This window comes from Bacteroides sp. RTP31139st1_H2_RTP31139_211217 (genome assembly GCF_040227615.1).
In the GTDB taxonomy this organism is placed as follows: domain Bacteria; phylum Bacteroidota; class Bacteroidia; order Bacteroidales; family Bacteroidaceae; genus Bacteroides; species Bacteroides uniformis.
Window position 1 is genome coordinate 3,492 of record NZ_JBCNZM010000084.1, and the last position, 16,745, is coordinate 20,236.

The 16,745-nt window shown below is 44.1% G+C and carries 14 protein-coding genes, 1 tRNA gene and 1 pseudogene; 6 read left to right on the forward strand and 10 right to left on the reverse strand.

The window, feature by feature from the left end; translation table 11 throughout:
• Both ABUA47_RS14315 and ABUA47_RS14320 read right to left on the reverse strand, forming a co-directional pair.
• Window positions 1-311: LptF/LptG family permease (locus tag ABUA47_RS14315; protein WP_349831714.1), on the reverse strand; the 311-nt coding region annotated here is incomplete at its 3' end.
• Window positions 312-387: 76 nt separating this feature from the next.
• Window positions 388-774, reverse strand: a complete 387-nt coding sequence (locus tag ABUA47_RS14320; protein WP_005824726.1) for an START-like domain-containing protein — start codon at window positions 772-774, stop codon at window positions 388-390.
• A 256-nt stretch (window positions 775-1,030) separates the two neighbouring features.
• On the opposite strand from ABUA47_RS14320, the gene ABUA47_RS14325 reads away from it, so the two are divergent.
• The 5 genes from ABUA47_RS14325 to ABUA47_RS14345 all read left to right on the forward strand — a co-directional run bounded on the left by ABUA47_RS14325 (window position 1,031) and on the right by ABUA47_RS14345 (window position 6,453).
• Window positions 1,031-1,104: transfer RNA gene (locus ABUA47_RS14325), tRNA-Met, on the forward strand.
• Window positions 1,105-1,293: 189 nt separating this feature from the next.
• Entirely contained in the window at window positions 1,294-2,628 is a 1,335-nt protein-coding gene (locus ABUA47_RS14330; protein ID WP_035449691.1) for a TolC family protein, read from the forward strand.
• A gap of 76 nt (window positions 2,629-2,704) precedes the next feature.
• A complete protein-coding gene (locus ABUA47_RS14335; RefSeq protein ID WP_035449880.1) occupies window positions 2,705-3,802 on the forward strand; it encodes an HlyD family secretion protein in 1,098 nt (365 codons plus the stop codon).
• 106 nt (window positions 3,803-3,908) lie between these two features.
• Window positions 3,909-5,549 (forward strand): MFS transporter, encoded by a 1,641-nt coding sequence (locus ABUA47_RS14340; protein WP_035449694.1) that lies wholly within the window; start codon window positions 3,909-3,911, stop codon window positions 5,547-5,549.
• 37 nt (window positions 5,550-5,586) lie between these two features.
• A complete protein-coding gene (locus ABUA47_RS14345; RefSeq protein WP_008662940.1) occupies window positions 5,587-6,453 on the forward strand; it encodes a helix-turn-helix domain-containing protein in 867 nt (288 codons plus the stop codon).
• Between the two features lie 6 nt (window positions 6,454-6,459).
• Here ABUA47_RS14345 and ABUA47_RS14350 read toward each other — a convergent pair whose 3' ends face one another.
• From ABUA47_RS14350 to ABUA47_RS14385, 8 genes are all read right to left on the reverse strand, one after another.
• Complete coding sequence (locus ABUA47_RS14350) at window positions 6,460-7,899, reverse strand: sensor histidine kinase (RefSeq protein ID WP_008662938.1); 1,440 nt, start codon at window positions 7,897-7,899, stop codon at window positions 6,460-6,462.
• 20 nt (window positions 7,900-7,919) lie between these two features.
• Window positions 7,920-9,041: a sensor protein KdpD gene (locus tag ABUA47_RS14355; protein ID WP_005834862.1), complete on the reverse strand. Its 1,122-nt coding sequence runs from the start codon at window positions 9,039-9,041 to the stop codon at window positions 7,920-7,922.
• A 112-nt stretch (window positions 9,042-9,153) separates the two neighbouring features.
• Window positions 9,154-9,909 (reverse strand): hypothetical protein, encoded by a 756-nt coding sequence (locus ABUA47_RS14360; protein WP_034529308.1) that lies wholly within the window; start codon window positions 9,907-9,909, stop codon window positions 9,154-9,156.
• 146 nt (window positions 9,910-10,055) lie between these two features.
• On the reverse strand, window positions 10,056-10,628 hold the full coding sequence (locus ABUA47_RS14365) for a K(+)-transporting ATPase subunit C (protein WP_005834858.1): 573 nt from the start codon (window positions 10,626-10,628) through the stop codon (window positions 10,056-10,058).
• A 12-nt stretch (window positions 10,629-10,640) separates the two neighbouring features.
• The gene (kdpB, locus tag ABUA47_RS14370) at window positions 10,641-12,689 is read right to left on the reverse strand and encodes a potassium-transporting ATPase subunit KdpB (protein WP_005834857.1); all 2,049 of its coding nucleotides are present in this window, start codon (window positions 12,687-12,689) and stop codon (window positions 10,641-10,643) included.
• Window positions 12,690-12,719: 30 nt separating this feature from the next.
• Entirely contained in the window at window positions 12,720-14,426 is a 1,707-nt protein-coding gene (kdpA, locus tag ABUA47_RS14375) for a potassium-transporting ATPase subunit KdpA (RefSeq protein ID WP_009037805.1), read from the reverse strand.
• 18 nt (window positions 14,427-14,444) lie between these two features.
• Window positions 14,445-14,525, reverse strand: a complete 81-nt coding sequence (gene kdpF, locus ABUA47_RS14380; RefSeq protein WP_055305132.1) for a K(+)-transporting ATPase subunit F — start codon at window positions 14,523-14,525, stop codon at window positions 14,445-14,447.
• 385 nt (window positions 14,526-14,910) lie between these two features.
• Window positions 14,911-16,263 carry a sigma-54-dependent transcriptional regulator gene (locus ABUA47_RS14385; protein ID WP_008662930.1) on the reverse strand — a complete coding sequence of 451 codons (1,353 nt, stop codon included), beginning with the start codon at window positions 16,261-16,263 and terminating at the stop codon, window positions 14,911-14,913.
• A gap of 304 nt (window positions 16,264-16,567) precedes the next feature.
• On the opposite strand from ABUA47_RS14385, the pseudogene ABUA47_RS14390 reads away from it, so the two are divergent.
• A pseudogene (locus tag ABUA47_RS14390) lies at window positions 16,568-16,745 on the forward strand (aspartate kinase); the annotation flags it as partial.

The following is a 16,745-nucleotide window of genomic DNA, read 5'->3' on the forward strand; positions in this document are numbered from 1 at the left end:
CGCATGATTTTCAATAAAGAAATACCGGCTGCCTTCATGGCAAGTAATTCAAAACGTTCTCCGAAATTTCCAAAGGTGATAAGGGCAGCCAGCAGAATAGCCAGCGGCAACGACGCAGGTACCAACGAAAGCGCAGAATAAAAGAAAAACTGTGCAAGGACAGTCATCTCCAATCCTTTTCCTACCATTTCGTCCACATACCTCCATAAAAACTGCATCATAAAGATGAAGAGGCAGATGAAGAAAGTACCCATAAAGAGCATGCAAAAGCTCTTCAAAACAAATATATCTAACTTTTTTATGCGCAGCATTTTACTCGTTTCATGCAATGAGAGCACAAAAGTAGTACAAAAAAGGGAGTACGGGAAATTTTTAATCTAAAGTTAACTAAAAACCACAAGTTCTTCGCAAAGTATCCACTTGCGATTCCCATAATTCACGCGAATCACCCACCTCGTCTATATCGGCAAAGTCTGTTATCTCCAATACGAAATCATTGGTCAACTCATTGTTTGTCATCTTCAGTTCAAAGTATTCTCGCTCGTTCTCATCGTCCAGCCAGCGGAAGCGGATGAATGAATACGCCCGCACGGCAATAATCTCGGCATCACGTTTTTCTGTTTTTCCCCAAAAAAAGGTTACTGTTTTATCGTCTGACTGAACCCTATCAGCAAACCAGCCCTCCAAACCAGTAGGGGTACTTATCGCTGCCCAAAGAATACTTTTAGAAGTCGCATTCAAGAGATATTCCAAATGTATTTTCTTTCTTTCCATAGTCTATTCTGCTTTTTATTGCGCCAGCCAAGATAAATACTTTTTTCTAATTACAGAAAATAAATCATCAAATTTATTTATACCTCCCTTTCCATACACCCCTAATTCATTGATAATGTTATACAAAGACGTTTAATAAAAAGTACTGCAAACCACTTCAGCACCCTATCAGCAAAAGAAAAAGCAGAAAATATCCATAAAAGTTTTGGCAATTTAAATAAAAGCTATATCTTTGCACCCGCAATCGAGAAATGATGGCGGGATAGCTCAGCTGGTTAGAGCGCATGATTCATAATCATGAGGTCCCCGGTTCAATCCCGGGTCCCGCTACAAAGAAGATTTAGACTGTTAGGAGGCTTCCACTCTTGGCGGTCTTTTTTGTTTTTAATACTCATTTTTTACTATGGTTTGTTTTCAAATTATAGTAAAAAGGAAAATATGAATACAAACAGTTGATATATGGATAGTCCTCTTGCATTTTAAGCCACTAACTTTGTGTGCAAATATCAAGTGACTATTATGAAAAGACAACTGTTCACATTTTCCTTTCTGTGTCTGCTTGCACTAGGTACAAGAGCACAAAATACCCTAACCTTGGAGGACTGCCTCAAAATAGGTATCGAAAACAACTTGTCCTTGCAAAGCAAACGGAAGGAAATACAAAAAGGGAAATACAGCATCTCTGAGAATCGAGCCAAACTGCTGCCCCAAATCAATGGTTTTGCCAACTATAACGACAATATCGATCCACCCGTCTCCGTTACCGACGGTTCAGCGTATGGCAATCCCTACAATGTAACCCAAACCTTGCAATACAACGCCAACTTTGGATTACAGTTGCAGATACCACTTTATAACCAGACACTCTACACCACTCTATCCATAGCCAAAACCATGGATGAGATGAATCGCCTTTCTTATGGAAAGGCAAGAGAAGACCTCATCCTCCAAATTAGTCAAATGTACTATTTAGGACAGGTTACAGCTGAACAGATTATTTTGATAAAAGCCAACATCACTCGCCTGGAAGAGTTGAGAGATATCACTCAAGCCTTCTATGACAACGGCATGGCTATGGAAGTAGATGTGAAACGCGTCAACATCAACTTGGAGAACCTCAAGGTGCAGCACGACAACGCACAAGCCATGATGGAACAGCAACTGAATCTACTTAAATACATTATCGACTATCCGGCGGAAGAAAGAATAGCACTGGTACCAGTGAATACAGAAACGATTACGCCCGCAGCACTCACCGGGCTATCCGAAACACTATATGAACTCCAGCTATTGCAATCACAAAAACAACTTGCTGAACAACAGAAAACAATAATCAGCAACGGTTACATCCCCTCCTTGAACCTGACGGGAAGCTGGATGTTCTCCGCCTATACAGACAAAGCTTACCATTGGTTCCATTCCGGCCCTTCCAACCATTGGTATCGCTCCTATGGAGTGGGCCTCTCCTTACGCATTCCCATTTTCGACGGACTGGACAAACGCTACAAGATGCGTAAGGCAACCATCGACATAGAGAACATCAAGCTCGCCCAAGAGAATACCAGAAAGAATCTTCAGACACAATATCTGAATGCTACCAATGACCTGATGAACAGTCAGCGTAACTTTAAGAAGCAGAAAGACAATTATCTACTTGCTGAAGATGTATATACCGTTACTATGGACCGTTATCGGGAAGGAATCGCTTCAATGACCGAAGTATTGCAGGACGAAATGCGGATGAGCGAAGCCCAAAACAACTATATCAGTGCCCACTACAATTACCGGATAACCAATCTGACTTTGCTGAAGCTGACGGGACAGCTGGAGACGTTGAGCCCCTCAATTCCTTAAAGAGGAAGATGAATAGAGTCCGTATTCAAGGACGGATATATATATAATAATGAGTAAACAATATAATATAGAAGATATGGAAACAAAAGAGAACAATAACACCGCAAGTACCCATCAAGAGAAAGCACGGAAATTGAAGAAGCTTCGCCGTTGGCAAATCGTTGTCAGCCTATTAGGAATAGCTATCCTTATCTGGGGAATAATTCAAGTGACCTGCCTCTTTTTGAACTACAAACGGACGGAAACCAGTAATGATGCACAGATTGAACAATACATATCTCCCGTCAATCTGCGCGCATCAGGATATATCAAGAAAATTTGTTTCACAGAACACCAAGAAGTACACAAAGGAGATACCTTACTTATATTGGACGACCGGGAATATAAAATCAGAGTCATGGAAGCTGAAGCTGCACTCAAGGATGCACAAGCCGGCGCCACAGTCATTGGTGCTACACTACAAACCACGCAAACTACAGCCTCTGTCTACGACGCCTCCATAGCAGAGATAGAAATCCGCCTTACCAAGCTGGAGAAAGACCGCCAGCGATACCAGAACTTGGTGAAGAGAAACGCTGCCACCCCCATTCAATTGGAACAGATAGAAACCGAATATGCAGCTACCCACAAGAAGTTGGAAGCTGTGAAACGGCAACAGAAAGCTGCCTTGTCGGGTGTGAACGAAGTGTCACATCGCCGTGAAAATACAGAAGCTGCCATACAACGGGCAACAGCCGCACTCGAAATGGCACGGCTGAACCTCTCCTACACCGTAGTAGTAGCTCCTTGTGATGGGAAATTGGGACGGCGTACTCTTGAAGAAGGACAATTCATTACTGCTGGACAAACCATCACCTACATTCTGCCTGACACACAAAAGTGGATTATAGCCAACTACAAGGAAACCCAAATTGAGAATCTGCACTTGGGACAAGAAGTAGCCATTACCGTTGATGCCATCAGCGGCAAAGAGTTCAAAGGGAAAATCACTGCTATCTCCGGAGCCACTGGTTCCAAGTATTCCCTAGTGCCCACGGATAATTCTGCCGGTAACTTCGTGAAGATACAACAACGCATCCCAGTCCGCATCGACTTTACCGATTTGTCTAAAGAAGACAACAGTAGCCTTGCCGCCGGTATGATGGTAATAGTCAAAGCGAAAACAAAAAAATAGGGATTAAGGATTAGAGGTTAGGGATTAAGGCAACCAACTCCTTAATCCTTACCCCCTAATCCTTAATCTTTAACCCTTAATCCCTAACCCCTTAACCCTTATCCCCATGCCCTCATACCCCAAGAACTATCCTTTCTACAACTGGGTACCCAAACCGGTAGGTATCATCATCCTATTCGTATTCTTTTTGCCGATACTGACTGTGGGCGGTACCTACTCGGTGGCAAGCACCGAAATGATGAGCGAGCTCGGCATCATTTCCGAGCATATCCAGTTTGCCAACTTCGCCACTTCCATTGGCATGGCAGCATTCTGCCCTTTTCTGTATAGGCTGGTAGTCATACGCCGGCAGAAAATGATGTGCCTGGCAGGATTCTCCCTGATGTACATCTTCAGCTATATCTGTGCCAAGACAGACAGCGTTTTCCTGCTGGCACTATGCAGCATCTTTATGGGATTCCTACGAATGGTGCTGATGATGGTCAACCTCTTCACCCTCATAAAGTATGCAGGGCATATCGAGGCGTACGACAAAATTACACCCGGCAACGAGCCCACAACTGACGAAGGCTGGGACAAGCTGGACATCGAACGGAGTGCGGCACAACCCGCCATCTACCTATTCTTCATGGTACTGGGGCAATTGGGAACCTCGCTCACCGCCTGGCTCGCTTTTGAATATGAATGGCAGTACATACACTACTTTATGATGGGGCTACTATTACTTTGCATCCTCATCACCTTCATTACTATGCCTTATCATAAATATACCACCCGCCGTTTCCCCATCAACTTCAAGCAGTTCGGCAATGCCTCCATCTTCTGCATCACACTGACCTGCATTACCTACGTGCTTACTTATGGCAAAGTGCTCGACTGGTACGATGACCCAACCATACAATGGGCCACAGTCTGCGCCATCATTGCTGGCGGCATATTTCTCTATATCGAGTCTACCCAGCGCAATCCTTACTATCAGCTCGATGTATTCAAACTGCGTACCATCCGTATGGGTTTCCTATTCTATTTTCTGTTAATGGTACTGAATTCCAGCGCCATGTTTGTCAATGTATTCACGGGCATAGGTATGAAACTGGACAACTTCCAGAATGCCACCCTGAGCAACTGGTCCATGCTGGGCTACCTCATCGGCGGTATAGCCACTATCTGGCTCAGCGTAAAAGGCGTACACTTCAAATATCTCTTTGCCGCCGGTTTCCTTCTATTGGGGCTTTCCGCCATGTTCATGTATTTCGAGGTACAAGGTGCAGGACTGTACGAACGGATGAAGTATCCGGTCATCATCCGTTCTACCGGTATGATGTTCCTCTATTCGCTGATTCCAACCTACGCCACCCAACGCATGCCTTACAAATATCTTTCTTCTTGGATATGTACCATGCTTACCGTACGCATGGTATTGGCTCCCAGCATCGGAGCCGCACTCTATACGAATGTACTGCAAGAACGCCAACAGCACTACGTCACCCGCTATGCACAGAATGTAGACATGCTGCACCCCGAAGCATCCACCTCGTTTACCCAGACCGTACAAGGTATGCAATATCAGGGAAAGAGCAAACAAGAAGCAATCAGCATGGCTGCCATATCCACCAAAGGACGCATCCAAGTGCAGGCCACCCTCTCTGCTGTAAAGGAAATGGCAGGATGGACACTCTACGCCTGCTTGTTTTGCATGATATTTGTGCTTGTCGTGCGGTATCCTAAACGAAAATTACTAACTTAGCAGACAATTTTCAGTATAACCTGTAATTTTGTCTGTTATGGATACCCAACAAGAACGTTTATCCCACTTAGACCGCGCATTGTCAAACGGAGAAAACATTTGTAGTTCAGAAGGTATGCTCTGCTCCTTTCCTGCCTCCCTGAAAAAACCTTTTATGATTAATGGAGCAGGACTGATTGTCTGCCGCCAAGGCAACTTCACCTTTTCACTTAACATGAAAGCATTCTCGGCCCAAGCTGGCGAAACAGTTTTCATCCCGGAAGATTCTCTCTTCCAAGTGTTGAGCGAATCGGAAGACCTGCAACTATTCATATTCATTTACCAGATAGAACCGATACGGGACATCATAGGCAATTCAGTGGCAGCCATGTACCTATACATGCAGCTCCGGACTGAACCATGCTACGTATGGAACACCGGAGATGAAGAAGAAGTTTTGAAATACATGTCCCTATTGGACAATACCCTGCACTTAGACAACAACACCTTTAATGGTTACGAACAAAGACTGCTTCTACTGGGACTTACATACCGCATCTGTTCCATTTACAACCGTAAACTGATGAACCTAAAAACAACGGTTGGTCACAAACATGAAATCTTTATCCGGCTGATTCAGCTGATAGATGCACACTACACGGAAGAACGCGGCGTAGAGTTTTATGCAGACAAACTCTGCTTATCACCCAAATACCTCTCTGCACTATCCAAGTCCGTCTGCGGATTCACGGTGCAGGAACTGATATTTAAATCCATCATCCGCAAAAGCATCTCACTACTCAAGAACACCCAGAAAAACATCCAGGAAATCGCCGACTTCTTCAATTTTCCCAATGCTTCTTATTTTGGAACATTCTTCAAGAAACAAACCGGCATGTCTCCGCAACAGTACCGTAAAAAATAGAAAACGTTACGCTTTCAACCGGATAACGAAGCGACTCCCCTTACCCAGCTCACTCTGGACAGCCAATGTACCGCCATGAGCTTCCACAAAGTCTTTCGAAATGGAAAGACCTAAACCACTACCTTGCACTTTAGTGCCCGGCACTCGGAAATAACGGTCAAAAATGCTCTGATGATAACGCGGGTCGATACCTTTTCCAAAGTCCTGCACATACATTTCTACAAAGTCCCCGTCATGCCTAGCGCCGATAACCACCCTCCCGTTCTCTTTGGAATAGCGGATAGCATTGCTCAATAAATTGGTGAGCACCCAAGCAATCTTTTCGCTGTCGACAAACAATTTAGGCATTTTTTCTTCCGGATACTCCACTTCTATCTGAATGCCGAATTTATCAGCTTGTACCTGATTGGCCTTGATAGCATACTCTATCAGTTCAATGGGCTTCGTTATCTTAGGCATCATCTGCAATTTACCGGCTTCCACCTGCGTCATGTTCAATAATTCCCCGGTAATCCCAAGAAGGCGATCAGCATTTTCCTTAATGCTGTTCGATAATTGCTCCTGCTCGTCGTTCAACACCCCTACCCGTTTGTCCTCCAACAACTGCAGACTCATCAGAATAGCGGATATAGGCGTTTTCAGTTCATGAGAAATAGTCGAGATAAAAGTAGTCTTGGCACTATCCAATTCTTTGAATTCTGTAATATTTTTCAGTAAAATCACATCGCCAAGATTATGAGGTTCGTCATCATCAGCCTCTGCATTTATAATGGTAATGTAAGAAGCTTTAAAGTAACTCTCCTTATTGTCTGCATAAATCTTCAACGGTTCTTTCTTTTCACCCGGATTTACCAATTCACGAACTAAACGGCGGAGCAAATCATTCTTCAAAGAAAGCTCCTCAGCCGAACGGCGAATTACCTCTTCCCGTTTTAAATTCAGCACAGTTAAAGCCTCATTATTGATAAAGAGAATTTCCCTATTACGGTTCAAACCAATAATAGGTTCATCAATACTATTCACAATAGCCTCAAGAAATTTCTTAGCAGAAAGTATGTCGTTCAGCGTACTGGCGCGATACTCCGTCAGTCGTTCCGCCATCCGATTAAAACTATCAGCCACTTCACGAAATTCCTCGCGTCCACTCATATCCAGACGTTTCTCATAATTATGGTTCGCTATTTCAAGAATCCCACGCGTCAGTTCTTGAATAGGTTTGCTGATGGAACGGGGAAGCCATACCAACAATATGATACTGGCAAAAATACATACCCCACCTATCACAGAAATCCAGAGCAATGCACGTTGCAATCCCGGTACAGCAGCAGGACTATCCGGCTCTGTAGCCGTCAGTATCTGTAGATTCACCACAGAAAGAGCAACCAACAAAATAATCATTCCAGCCAATACCCCTACGCTGAGTATCAATTTTGTACGAATATTCATAATGTTCCTAAGAATTAATATTATGCAAGTATAATCAAATCTATGTTTACTTGTGCCAAATCACGCACAAATTTTCGGTATTTCAATATCATGAACAATGATTTCGGAAAAGAAAGTGACGGACTTCCCATGCAGACAGTTGTTATCTGTTTCTCCCTACAAGTATCAACAATGCTTCCCAGCACATCCGGCGATTGCACCTGAACGACCTCCCCTCCCAGTTCGGTCACCAATTTGAAGTGGTTCAATAAATACCTTTGATTTGCCAGACCGATGCGGTCAGTACTTTCTCTGGGAGTCTGCACATAAAGGGCAACAAACGAAGTATTGTAGCGGGTTGCCAGACGTGCAGCTTTACGAATGATGCGTCGTGGTGTTTTCTCGTTGCTGCTGATACATGCCAGAAATCTCTCATGACGGACTCCCACACTGGTAACCACTTCATTCTCCACTTTCTTTTCCACCCGTAAAGCCACCTCTTTTAAAGCCAGTTCACGTAATTGGAGAATATTTTCCGTTTTAAAGAAATTGTTCAAGGCAGTAGAGACCTTTTCCGGCTTGTAAATTTTTCCAGCTTTCAGACGGGCTATCAATTCTTCCGCAGTCAAGTCAATATTCACCACCTCATCTGCCTCTTGCAAAACGCTATCGGGAATACGTTCCTTCACCTCAATACCCGAGATGCCTTGTACTTCTTCATTGACACTCTCAATGTGCTGGATGTTAACGGCAGAAATCACATTGATACCCTCATCAAGCAAATCCATCACATCCTGCCAGCGTTTCTCATTCCGGCTACCTTCCACATTGGTATGTGCCAGTTCATCCACCACTACTATCTCAGGGTGTATCTGGATAATGGCATCCAAATCCATTTCTTCCAGCTCTTTCCCTTTATAGAATATCTTACGACGAGGAACAACGGGCAATCCTTCCAACATAGCATCCGTACCGGCACGCCCGTGTGTCTCTATATAGCCTATCTTCACATCTACTCCGTTGTCAAGTAACTCGTGTGCTTCCTGAAGCATACGATAAGATTTACCTACACCAGCAATCATGCCGATGTAGACTTTGAACTTGCCACGCCGCGACTTTTTAATCAAATCAAGAAAATGCTGTACGCTTTCTTCCCTACTCATTTCTTCTGTTTTTTTACTTGTCTTATATATGCCATATAACCCGTAACGATCATCACGACCGCCACGGGCATCCAACACTAATTCATGAGTTCTAAAGTTATATCTAAATAAATCATGGCCTTAAAGTAAAGCCGAATACCAGATGTGCATCTTCCATACGAGGGTTCCAAATGGCTTGTGCAAATACAGGTATTGAGAAATTGTCAGTAATCTTGATTTCCGTAATACCTTTCAGTGCCACATTGGTTACGGCAAACCCGCTGTTAGGAACGCCATATACTCCTACCCCAGCTTCATAAGGCAGAAATCCGCAAGTCAGGTTCAAATCTACAGACTTAACACTGAACGGATAGTTGAGTTCAACATACGAAGAATAATTCTGCCTGCCTTTATCATCTTTGTCAGCTCCGGCAAACATAGTGTACCAAGCGATTGACAAAGGAAACTTTTCAACCGGCAATGTATAGGCTAATCCCGCTTCAAAGTGATGAGCTGTTTCGTGACTCTTAAAATTAAAATACTTTCTTGCTCCTTGTCCGCCCCACCACAAGCTGGCAACAGAAAAAGTTAGACCTGATTCTCCCAAAGCATAGGCAGCCGTCAAATCAATCTCCTTAGCCGCAGCCCCTTCTCCTGAAGAAACTCCGTCAAAATCGGTAGAGCCCCATGCCGTCAAAGAAAAATCACCGACCCCAAAACCCAAAGTGGGCTGAAAACTGACTCCCGTCTGGTAAAAGCCGCGCCAAACATAAGAACTGACTAAATCACCTTGTATTGTAAATTCCTGAGCTTGCACTTTGCCGGTTCCCATAAAACAAGCAGCTACCATACTCGCAAAAACTAGAATTGATATTTTTAAACTTTTCATATCCAACTATTTATTTACCATTACTAATCAATCGTTGAAAGGCAGGAAGGAAGTTTCGGCTCCCCCTGTAAAATGACAGTCTTTCGCTGCCTGAACAGAAATACTTCCGCTCCTGCCCATAACACATGACAAACACAACTAAAAAATTATTTATTCTGATCGGCTTCTTCTAATGCAATGTTCAGTTCCAGCACATTGACAGTTTCCGTACCAAACACCCCCAAAAAGGGTTTGCTGATGTTCTTGTCTACAATGGCTTTCACTTCAGCCTCGTTCATGCCACGTGCCTGAGCCACACGCTTCACTTGTACATAAGCACAAGCAGGTGTGATATGTGGGTCTAGACCGGAACCACTGGCGGTTACCATTTCAGCAGGCACATCCTTGCGGCTCAGATAAGGATGATGTACCAGAAAAGTATCGATACGGGCTTCCACTTCTGCCAGGTATTCATCGTTCGTAGGTCCCTTGTTACTACCACCCGAAGCATCGGCTGTATAATTACCCGCAGATGGGCGTCCCCAGAAATAAATATCTTGCGTAAACATCTGGCCTACATTGGCTGCACCTACCACTTTACCATTGAGTGTTGCCACCTCTGCATTTCCCTTGTTGGGACCGGCGAACTGTGCAAATATCCACAAGACAAGGATATAGAACAGAGAGAAAAATATGCAAAATGCAATTGTTATTTTAAATGATTTCCAAAGAGTTTTCATTTTATCCAAGTTTTAAAAAAACAGACTAACTATCATATCTATCAGTTTGATACCGACAAACGGAGCAATGACGCCACCCACACCATAAATCAACAGATTGCGACGAAGTAGCGCACTGGCACCGATCGGCTTATACTGAACACCTTTCAAAGCCAACGGAATCAAGATAGGAATAATGATAGCGTTGAATATGACAGCCGAAAGAATGGCCGTTTCAGGGCTATGCAGTCCCATAATGTTCAGAGGAGCCAACTGAGGGATGGCTACCATAAACAAAGCAGGGATAATAGCAAAGTACTTGGCAACGTCGTTCGCAATGGAGAAGGTAGTCAACGTACCGCGTGTCATTAACAACTGTTTGCCAATCTCCACAATTTCAATCAGCTTCGTCGGATCGTTGTCAAGGTCCACCATGTTACCAGCTTCTTTGGCTGCCTGCGTACCGCTGTTCATTGCCACACCCACATTAGCTTGTGCAAGGGCGGGAGCGTCGTTTGTACCGTCACCCATCATAGCCACCAGCTTACCGGCCTGCTGTTCTTTTTTGATATATTCCATCTTGTCTTCCGGCTTGGCTTCAGCAATGAAATCATCTACTCCAGCTTTCTCTGCAATATATTTGGCTGTCAAAGGGTTGTCACCGGTCACCATCACAGTTTTCACACCCATCCTGCGAAGACGTTCAAAACGTTCCTGAATGCCCGGTTTGATAATATCCTGCAACTCAATTACCCCAGTAACTTTCTGATTGACACATACCACCAGCGGAGTTCCACCGTTGCTGGTAATTACAGCAATCACCTCTTCAATCTCTTTCGGGAACTTGTTTCCGGCATTTTCCACAATCTTGCGAATAGCGTCGAATGCGCCTTTACGTATCTGAGTACCATCCTGCAAATCCACACCCGAACATTTTGTTTCGGCTGTAAACTTAATCATATGAGCACCGGTAGTATTCAAATCACGCATACGATGACCGTTTTCACGTCCCAGTTCAATGATAGACTTACCCTCCGGAGTCTCGTCAGAAAGTGAGGACAACAAGCAAGCCTCTACGAACAAATTCTCGTCAACACCCGAAGCCGAATGAAACTTAGTAGCTTTACGGTTACCGATTGTAATGGTGCCAGTCTTGTCTAGCAACAAGGTATCAATGTCACCGGCTGTTTCTACCGCCTTACCGGATTTTGTAATTACATTAGCGCGCAAAGCACGGTCCATCCCAGCAATGCCGATGGCAGAAAGCAGTCCGCCGATAGTAGTCGGTATCAAGCAGACAAACAAAGATATGATGGCTGCAATGGAGATATAAGTTCCCGGATGGTCAATATTCGTATAATCAGCCATAGGAATCAATGTTACACATACAATAACGAATACCAAAGTGAAACCAGCCAGAAGAATAGTCAATGCTATTTCGTTCGGAGTCTTCTGGCGAGTAGCGCCTTCTACCAAAGCAATCATCTTGTCAAGAAAGCTCTCACCCGGTTGCTGCGTCACCAATACCTTGATTTTATCAGAAAGAACTTTTGTACCACCAGTTACGGAACTCTTGTCACCACCGGCCTCACGGATAACCGGAGCAGATTCACCGGTAATGGCACTTTCGTCAATGGAGGCCAAACCTTCCACAATCTCACCGTCGGCAGGAATCGTATCTCCTGCTTCACAAATAAAATAGTCACCTTTCTTCAAACGTGAACTGCTAACGGTATGGATTTTACCATCAACCAACACTTTAGCAGGAGTCTCTTCACGGGTTTTACGCAAACTGTCAGCTTGGGCCTTACCACGAGCTTCAGCGATGGCTTCAGCAAAATTAGCAAACAGTAACGTCACAAACAAGATGATGAATACCAATAAATTATATCCGAATGCTCCATATTCCGAAGTACCCAATGAAAGGAAACAGACAATCAGCATGACAACCGTTACGACTTCCACCGTAAACATAATCGGATTCTTTATCATCACCCGTGGATTTAGCTTCACGAATGATTGCTTCAAACTTTCCATTACTTGCTCCTTCTGAAACAGAGAAGCTGATTTATTATCTTTCATACCTATGAAATTACTTTTTACAAACTACTATTACAAACTGAAATGTTCAGCAATCGTACTCAATGCATGTGCCGGGAAGAATGACAAGGCAGCCACAATAAAGATAACGGCAAAAGTCATCACACCGAAAGTTACTGTATCTGTCTTCAGCGTACCGGCACTCTCCGGAACATATTTCTTTCCGGCCAACAGACCAGCAATGGCTACCTGACCTACGATAGGCAGGAAACGTCCTAAAATCAGCGTCCAGCCGGTAGTATAGTTCCAGAAGTAAGTATTGTCGCCCAATCCTTCGAAGCCAGAACCATTATTGGCCGCAGCCGAAGTATATTCATAAAGCTGCTCACTCAGTCCGTGGAAACTGGGATTATTCAACCAGCCGCCCTCACCTGCCACAAATTCAGGATAATGAGCGAACAAAAAGCAAGAAAGTGCCACACCGCCCAAGATGATAAGCGGATGAAGCAGTGCCACAATGGTAGCAATCTTCATTTCACGCGCCTCTACCTTCTTACCGAGAAATTCCGGAGTACGTCCCACCATCAGTCCACTGATGAATACGGCGATAATGATGAATGTATAATAGTTCATGAAACCTACACCCACACCTCCAAACCACGTATTAATCTGCATGTTCAGCATTTCCATCATACCGGAAAGAGGCATCGTTGAATCATGCATACCATTCACAGAGCCATTGGAAGTAACTGTAGTCACAATACTCCAAAGAGCAGTAGCAGCAGACCCTAAACGGACTTCTTTACCTTCCATTGCTCCATTGTCTTGGGCAATTCCCATCTCATCAATGCGCGGATTACCTCCCATCTCCTGCGAAACATTGATGCAAACACCGACAAGAAAAGCAAAAAGCATTACGCTATAGATAGAGTAAGCCATCTTCTTACGTTTGATGTAAAAGCCGAGTGCAATCACCATAGACATTGGTATAATTAGGATAGACCAACATTCTGCAATATCTGTCAAGTAAGTAGGATTTTCCAACGGATGTGAAGAGTTACATCCAAAGTAACCGCCACCGTTCGTACCCAATTGCTTGATAGGAACAATCGCTGCCGTAGGACCTTGTGAAACCAACTGGGTTTGTCCTTCCATCGTCTGAACTTCCAGCTTACCATCAAATCCCATCGGAGTACCTTGTAGAATGAGGATGAAGCCCACAATCAACGAAAGCGGTAATAATACACGTGTACAGCTCAAAACCAAGAACTTCCAGAAGTTACCGATAGTCTTCGTCGATTTAGCAGCCATACCCTTCATGATACCTGCCATAGCTGCCATACCGGTAGCGGCGGTAATGAATTGGAACAACATAATGACGAACAACTGTGTAAAATATGTCAGTCCGCTTTCACCGGAATAATGCTGCAAATTACAGTTCACCATAAAACTGATACATGTATTGAATGCCAGGTCCGGTGTCTGGTTAGCGTTTCCATCCGGATTTAACGGCAACCACTGCTGTGTACAGAGTAGCACCATGCCCCATACAAACCAAAAGGCATTCAGAATCAGCAGGGCTTTCAAGAACTGTTTCCAGTTCATCTCTTCCTCCGGATTGACTCCGGCCACTTTATAAATCAATCTCTCGACCGGCTTCATGAAATCCGACCATGTCTTTTCGCCTTTGTAAACCTTGGCAATATACTTTCCCAGAGGATAGGATATCACAATCAGCAGAACAATCTGCAAGGCTACACCTAAAATTTCAGTGTTCATTTCTCCACTCTCCATTCATTAAAACTTTTCGGGTCTTATCAGCACATAAGTCAGATACCCGAACATTACAATACCTAATACAAATAAAGCTGTGTACATAATTCTCTCTTTTAAATCTTCTCAAACCAATCTACGCATTTCCAGAAAAGCCAAAAGGCGAACAAACCGCTCAATAGGCAAAAAATAAATGATACTGTTATTCCCATGTTTTTACCTTTTAAAATGTTACTACATATTTTTGTCTGCCAGGAATGTGCCAAATATGTGCCAAAAAGAGCGCATATACCATACACCATTAATTATCAACAGAATACATACTAAACAAGTATAAAAAGAAACAGGTTGCACCCTTTCAAAATGAAAAGGTGCAACCTGTTTTGATATGTTTTAGCCCATAGGCACTTTCTGCTTCTAAGCCTGTTTCAAGAATAATCTTGCCACGGTCCTATATCGAAGGTACCTCAGTCGTATACTGAGCCCCCTATTATAGATCTGAGATCTTGTATTCCTCAATCTTCCGATACAACGTCGTCAAACCTATTTTCAATAACCGGGCTGCTTCTGTCTTATTCCCCTTTGTATACTCCAGTACACGGGCAATGTGCCGGCGTTCCATAGCTGAAAGTTCAAAACTGCCGGGACTTGAATCATTGGAGTGTTCATAATGGGCATTCTGAATATCAAACGGCAAATCAGCAATGTCCAGATATCCGCTCTCGCAAACAATCATACTGCGTTCTATCACGTTACGTAATTCACGAATATTTCCCTTCCACGGTTGGGAGTCCAATGCTTCAAGAAATGCGGGAGCTATTTCAACCACCGGACGCGCCAGCTGTTCCGCAAAACTCTTTATAAAAGCCTTCGCCAACAGCCGGATATCACCTGCACGTTCGCGCAATGGCGGCAGATGTATCTGAAATACGCTTAATCTATAAAACAAATCCTCGCGGAAACGTCCGGCAACAATCTCCTGGGACAAGTTGCGGTTCGTAGCGGCAATGATGCGGACATTGACACGGGTAGGTTTCGTATCACCTATCTTAATATACTCACCGGTTTCAAGAATACGCAGCAACTTGGCTTGCAGTTCAAACGCCATCTCACCGATTTCATCCAAAAAAATAGTCCCATTATTCGCTTCCTCGAACAGTCCCTTCTTATCCTTCAATGCGCCGGTAAACGAACCGGCTTTATGACCGAACATTTCACTTTCCAGCAACTCCTTGCTGAACGAAGAACAGTTAACCGCTACAAAATTCTGCCGTGCACGCTTACTACTGTAATGGATGGCCTGGGCAAATACCTCCTTACCCGTGCCCGTTTCTCCAGTCAACAGTACAGGAACATCAGTCCCTGACACCTTCTGAGCTAATGAAACAGCATCCTTCAGGACTTTGGATTCTCCCAGGATAGAATCAAAAGAGTACGTCTGTCCCACCTTCTTCTCCAGTTTTTCCAACCGCACATTCATACGCGCTTTCTCTACAGCACGGCTTATCAGAGGAATAATCTTGTTATTATCGTCTCCCTTGGTGATGTAGTCGAAAGCACCGTTCTTGATGGCCTGCACCCCATCGGGAATATTGCCGTGCGCTGTCAGCAGAATAACTTCCACATTGGGTGCCGCCTTCTTGATAGCCAACACCAGGTCTACCCCATTTCCATCGGGCAGAAACACATCACACAAAACTACATCGGGATTTTGGAGTTCCAGTTGCTTCAGGGCAGCCCTGCAATCACCAGCCTGACAGACGTCATATCCCTCCAACTCCATCATCCGTGTCAGAAGGGTACGGATTTGTACCTCATCATCAATGATTAGAATCTTACTCATATCTATTCGATAAGTTTTTAAACTGATAACGGTAAAAAACAGGGTGTGCAAATATAAGCTTTTCCCAAATACCAACGGCATATCTTTTGAACTTTTATAGGTGAAGGGGCAAGAGCCTGCCACCAACCGGGATATGAATATCCCACCACAACAATGCCACAGCGGCATTATGCAGGCCTAGTCCCAGTGACAGCCCCTCATGCCTCCCCCTTCCATTTTGGAAAGAGGCCACCTGAAATGAAAAGCCGGAAGGAAGAACATCCGGATGAATGCAATTATGAAACTGTTAAAAAAGAAACAAGAAATGAAAGTTTGTAAATTCGGCGGAACTTCCGTCGGCACCGTAGAGAGAATGAAACATGTAGCAACACTCATTAAAGATGCAACACCCAAGATTGTGGTACTGTCTGCCACCGCAGGCACCACCAACCATCTGGAGGAGATTGCCGCCAACTTGTTCAACCGTGAAATAGAACAAGCCC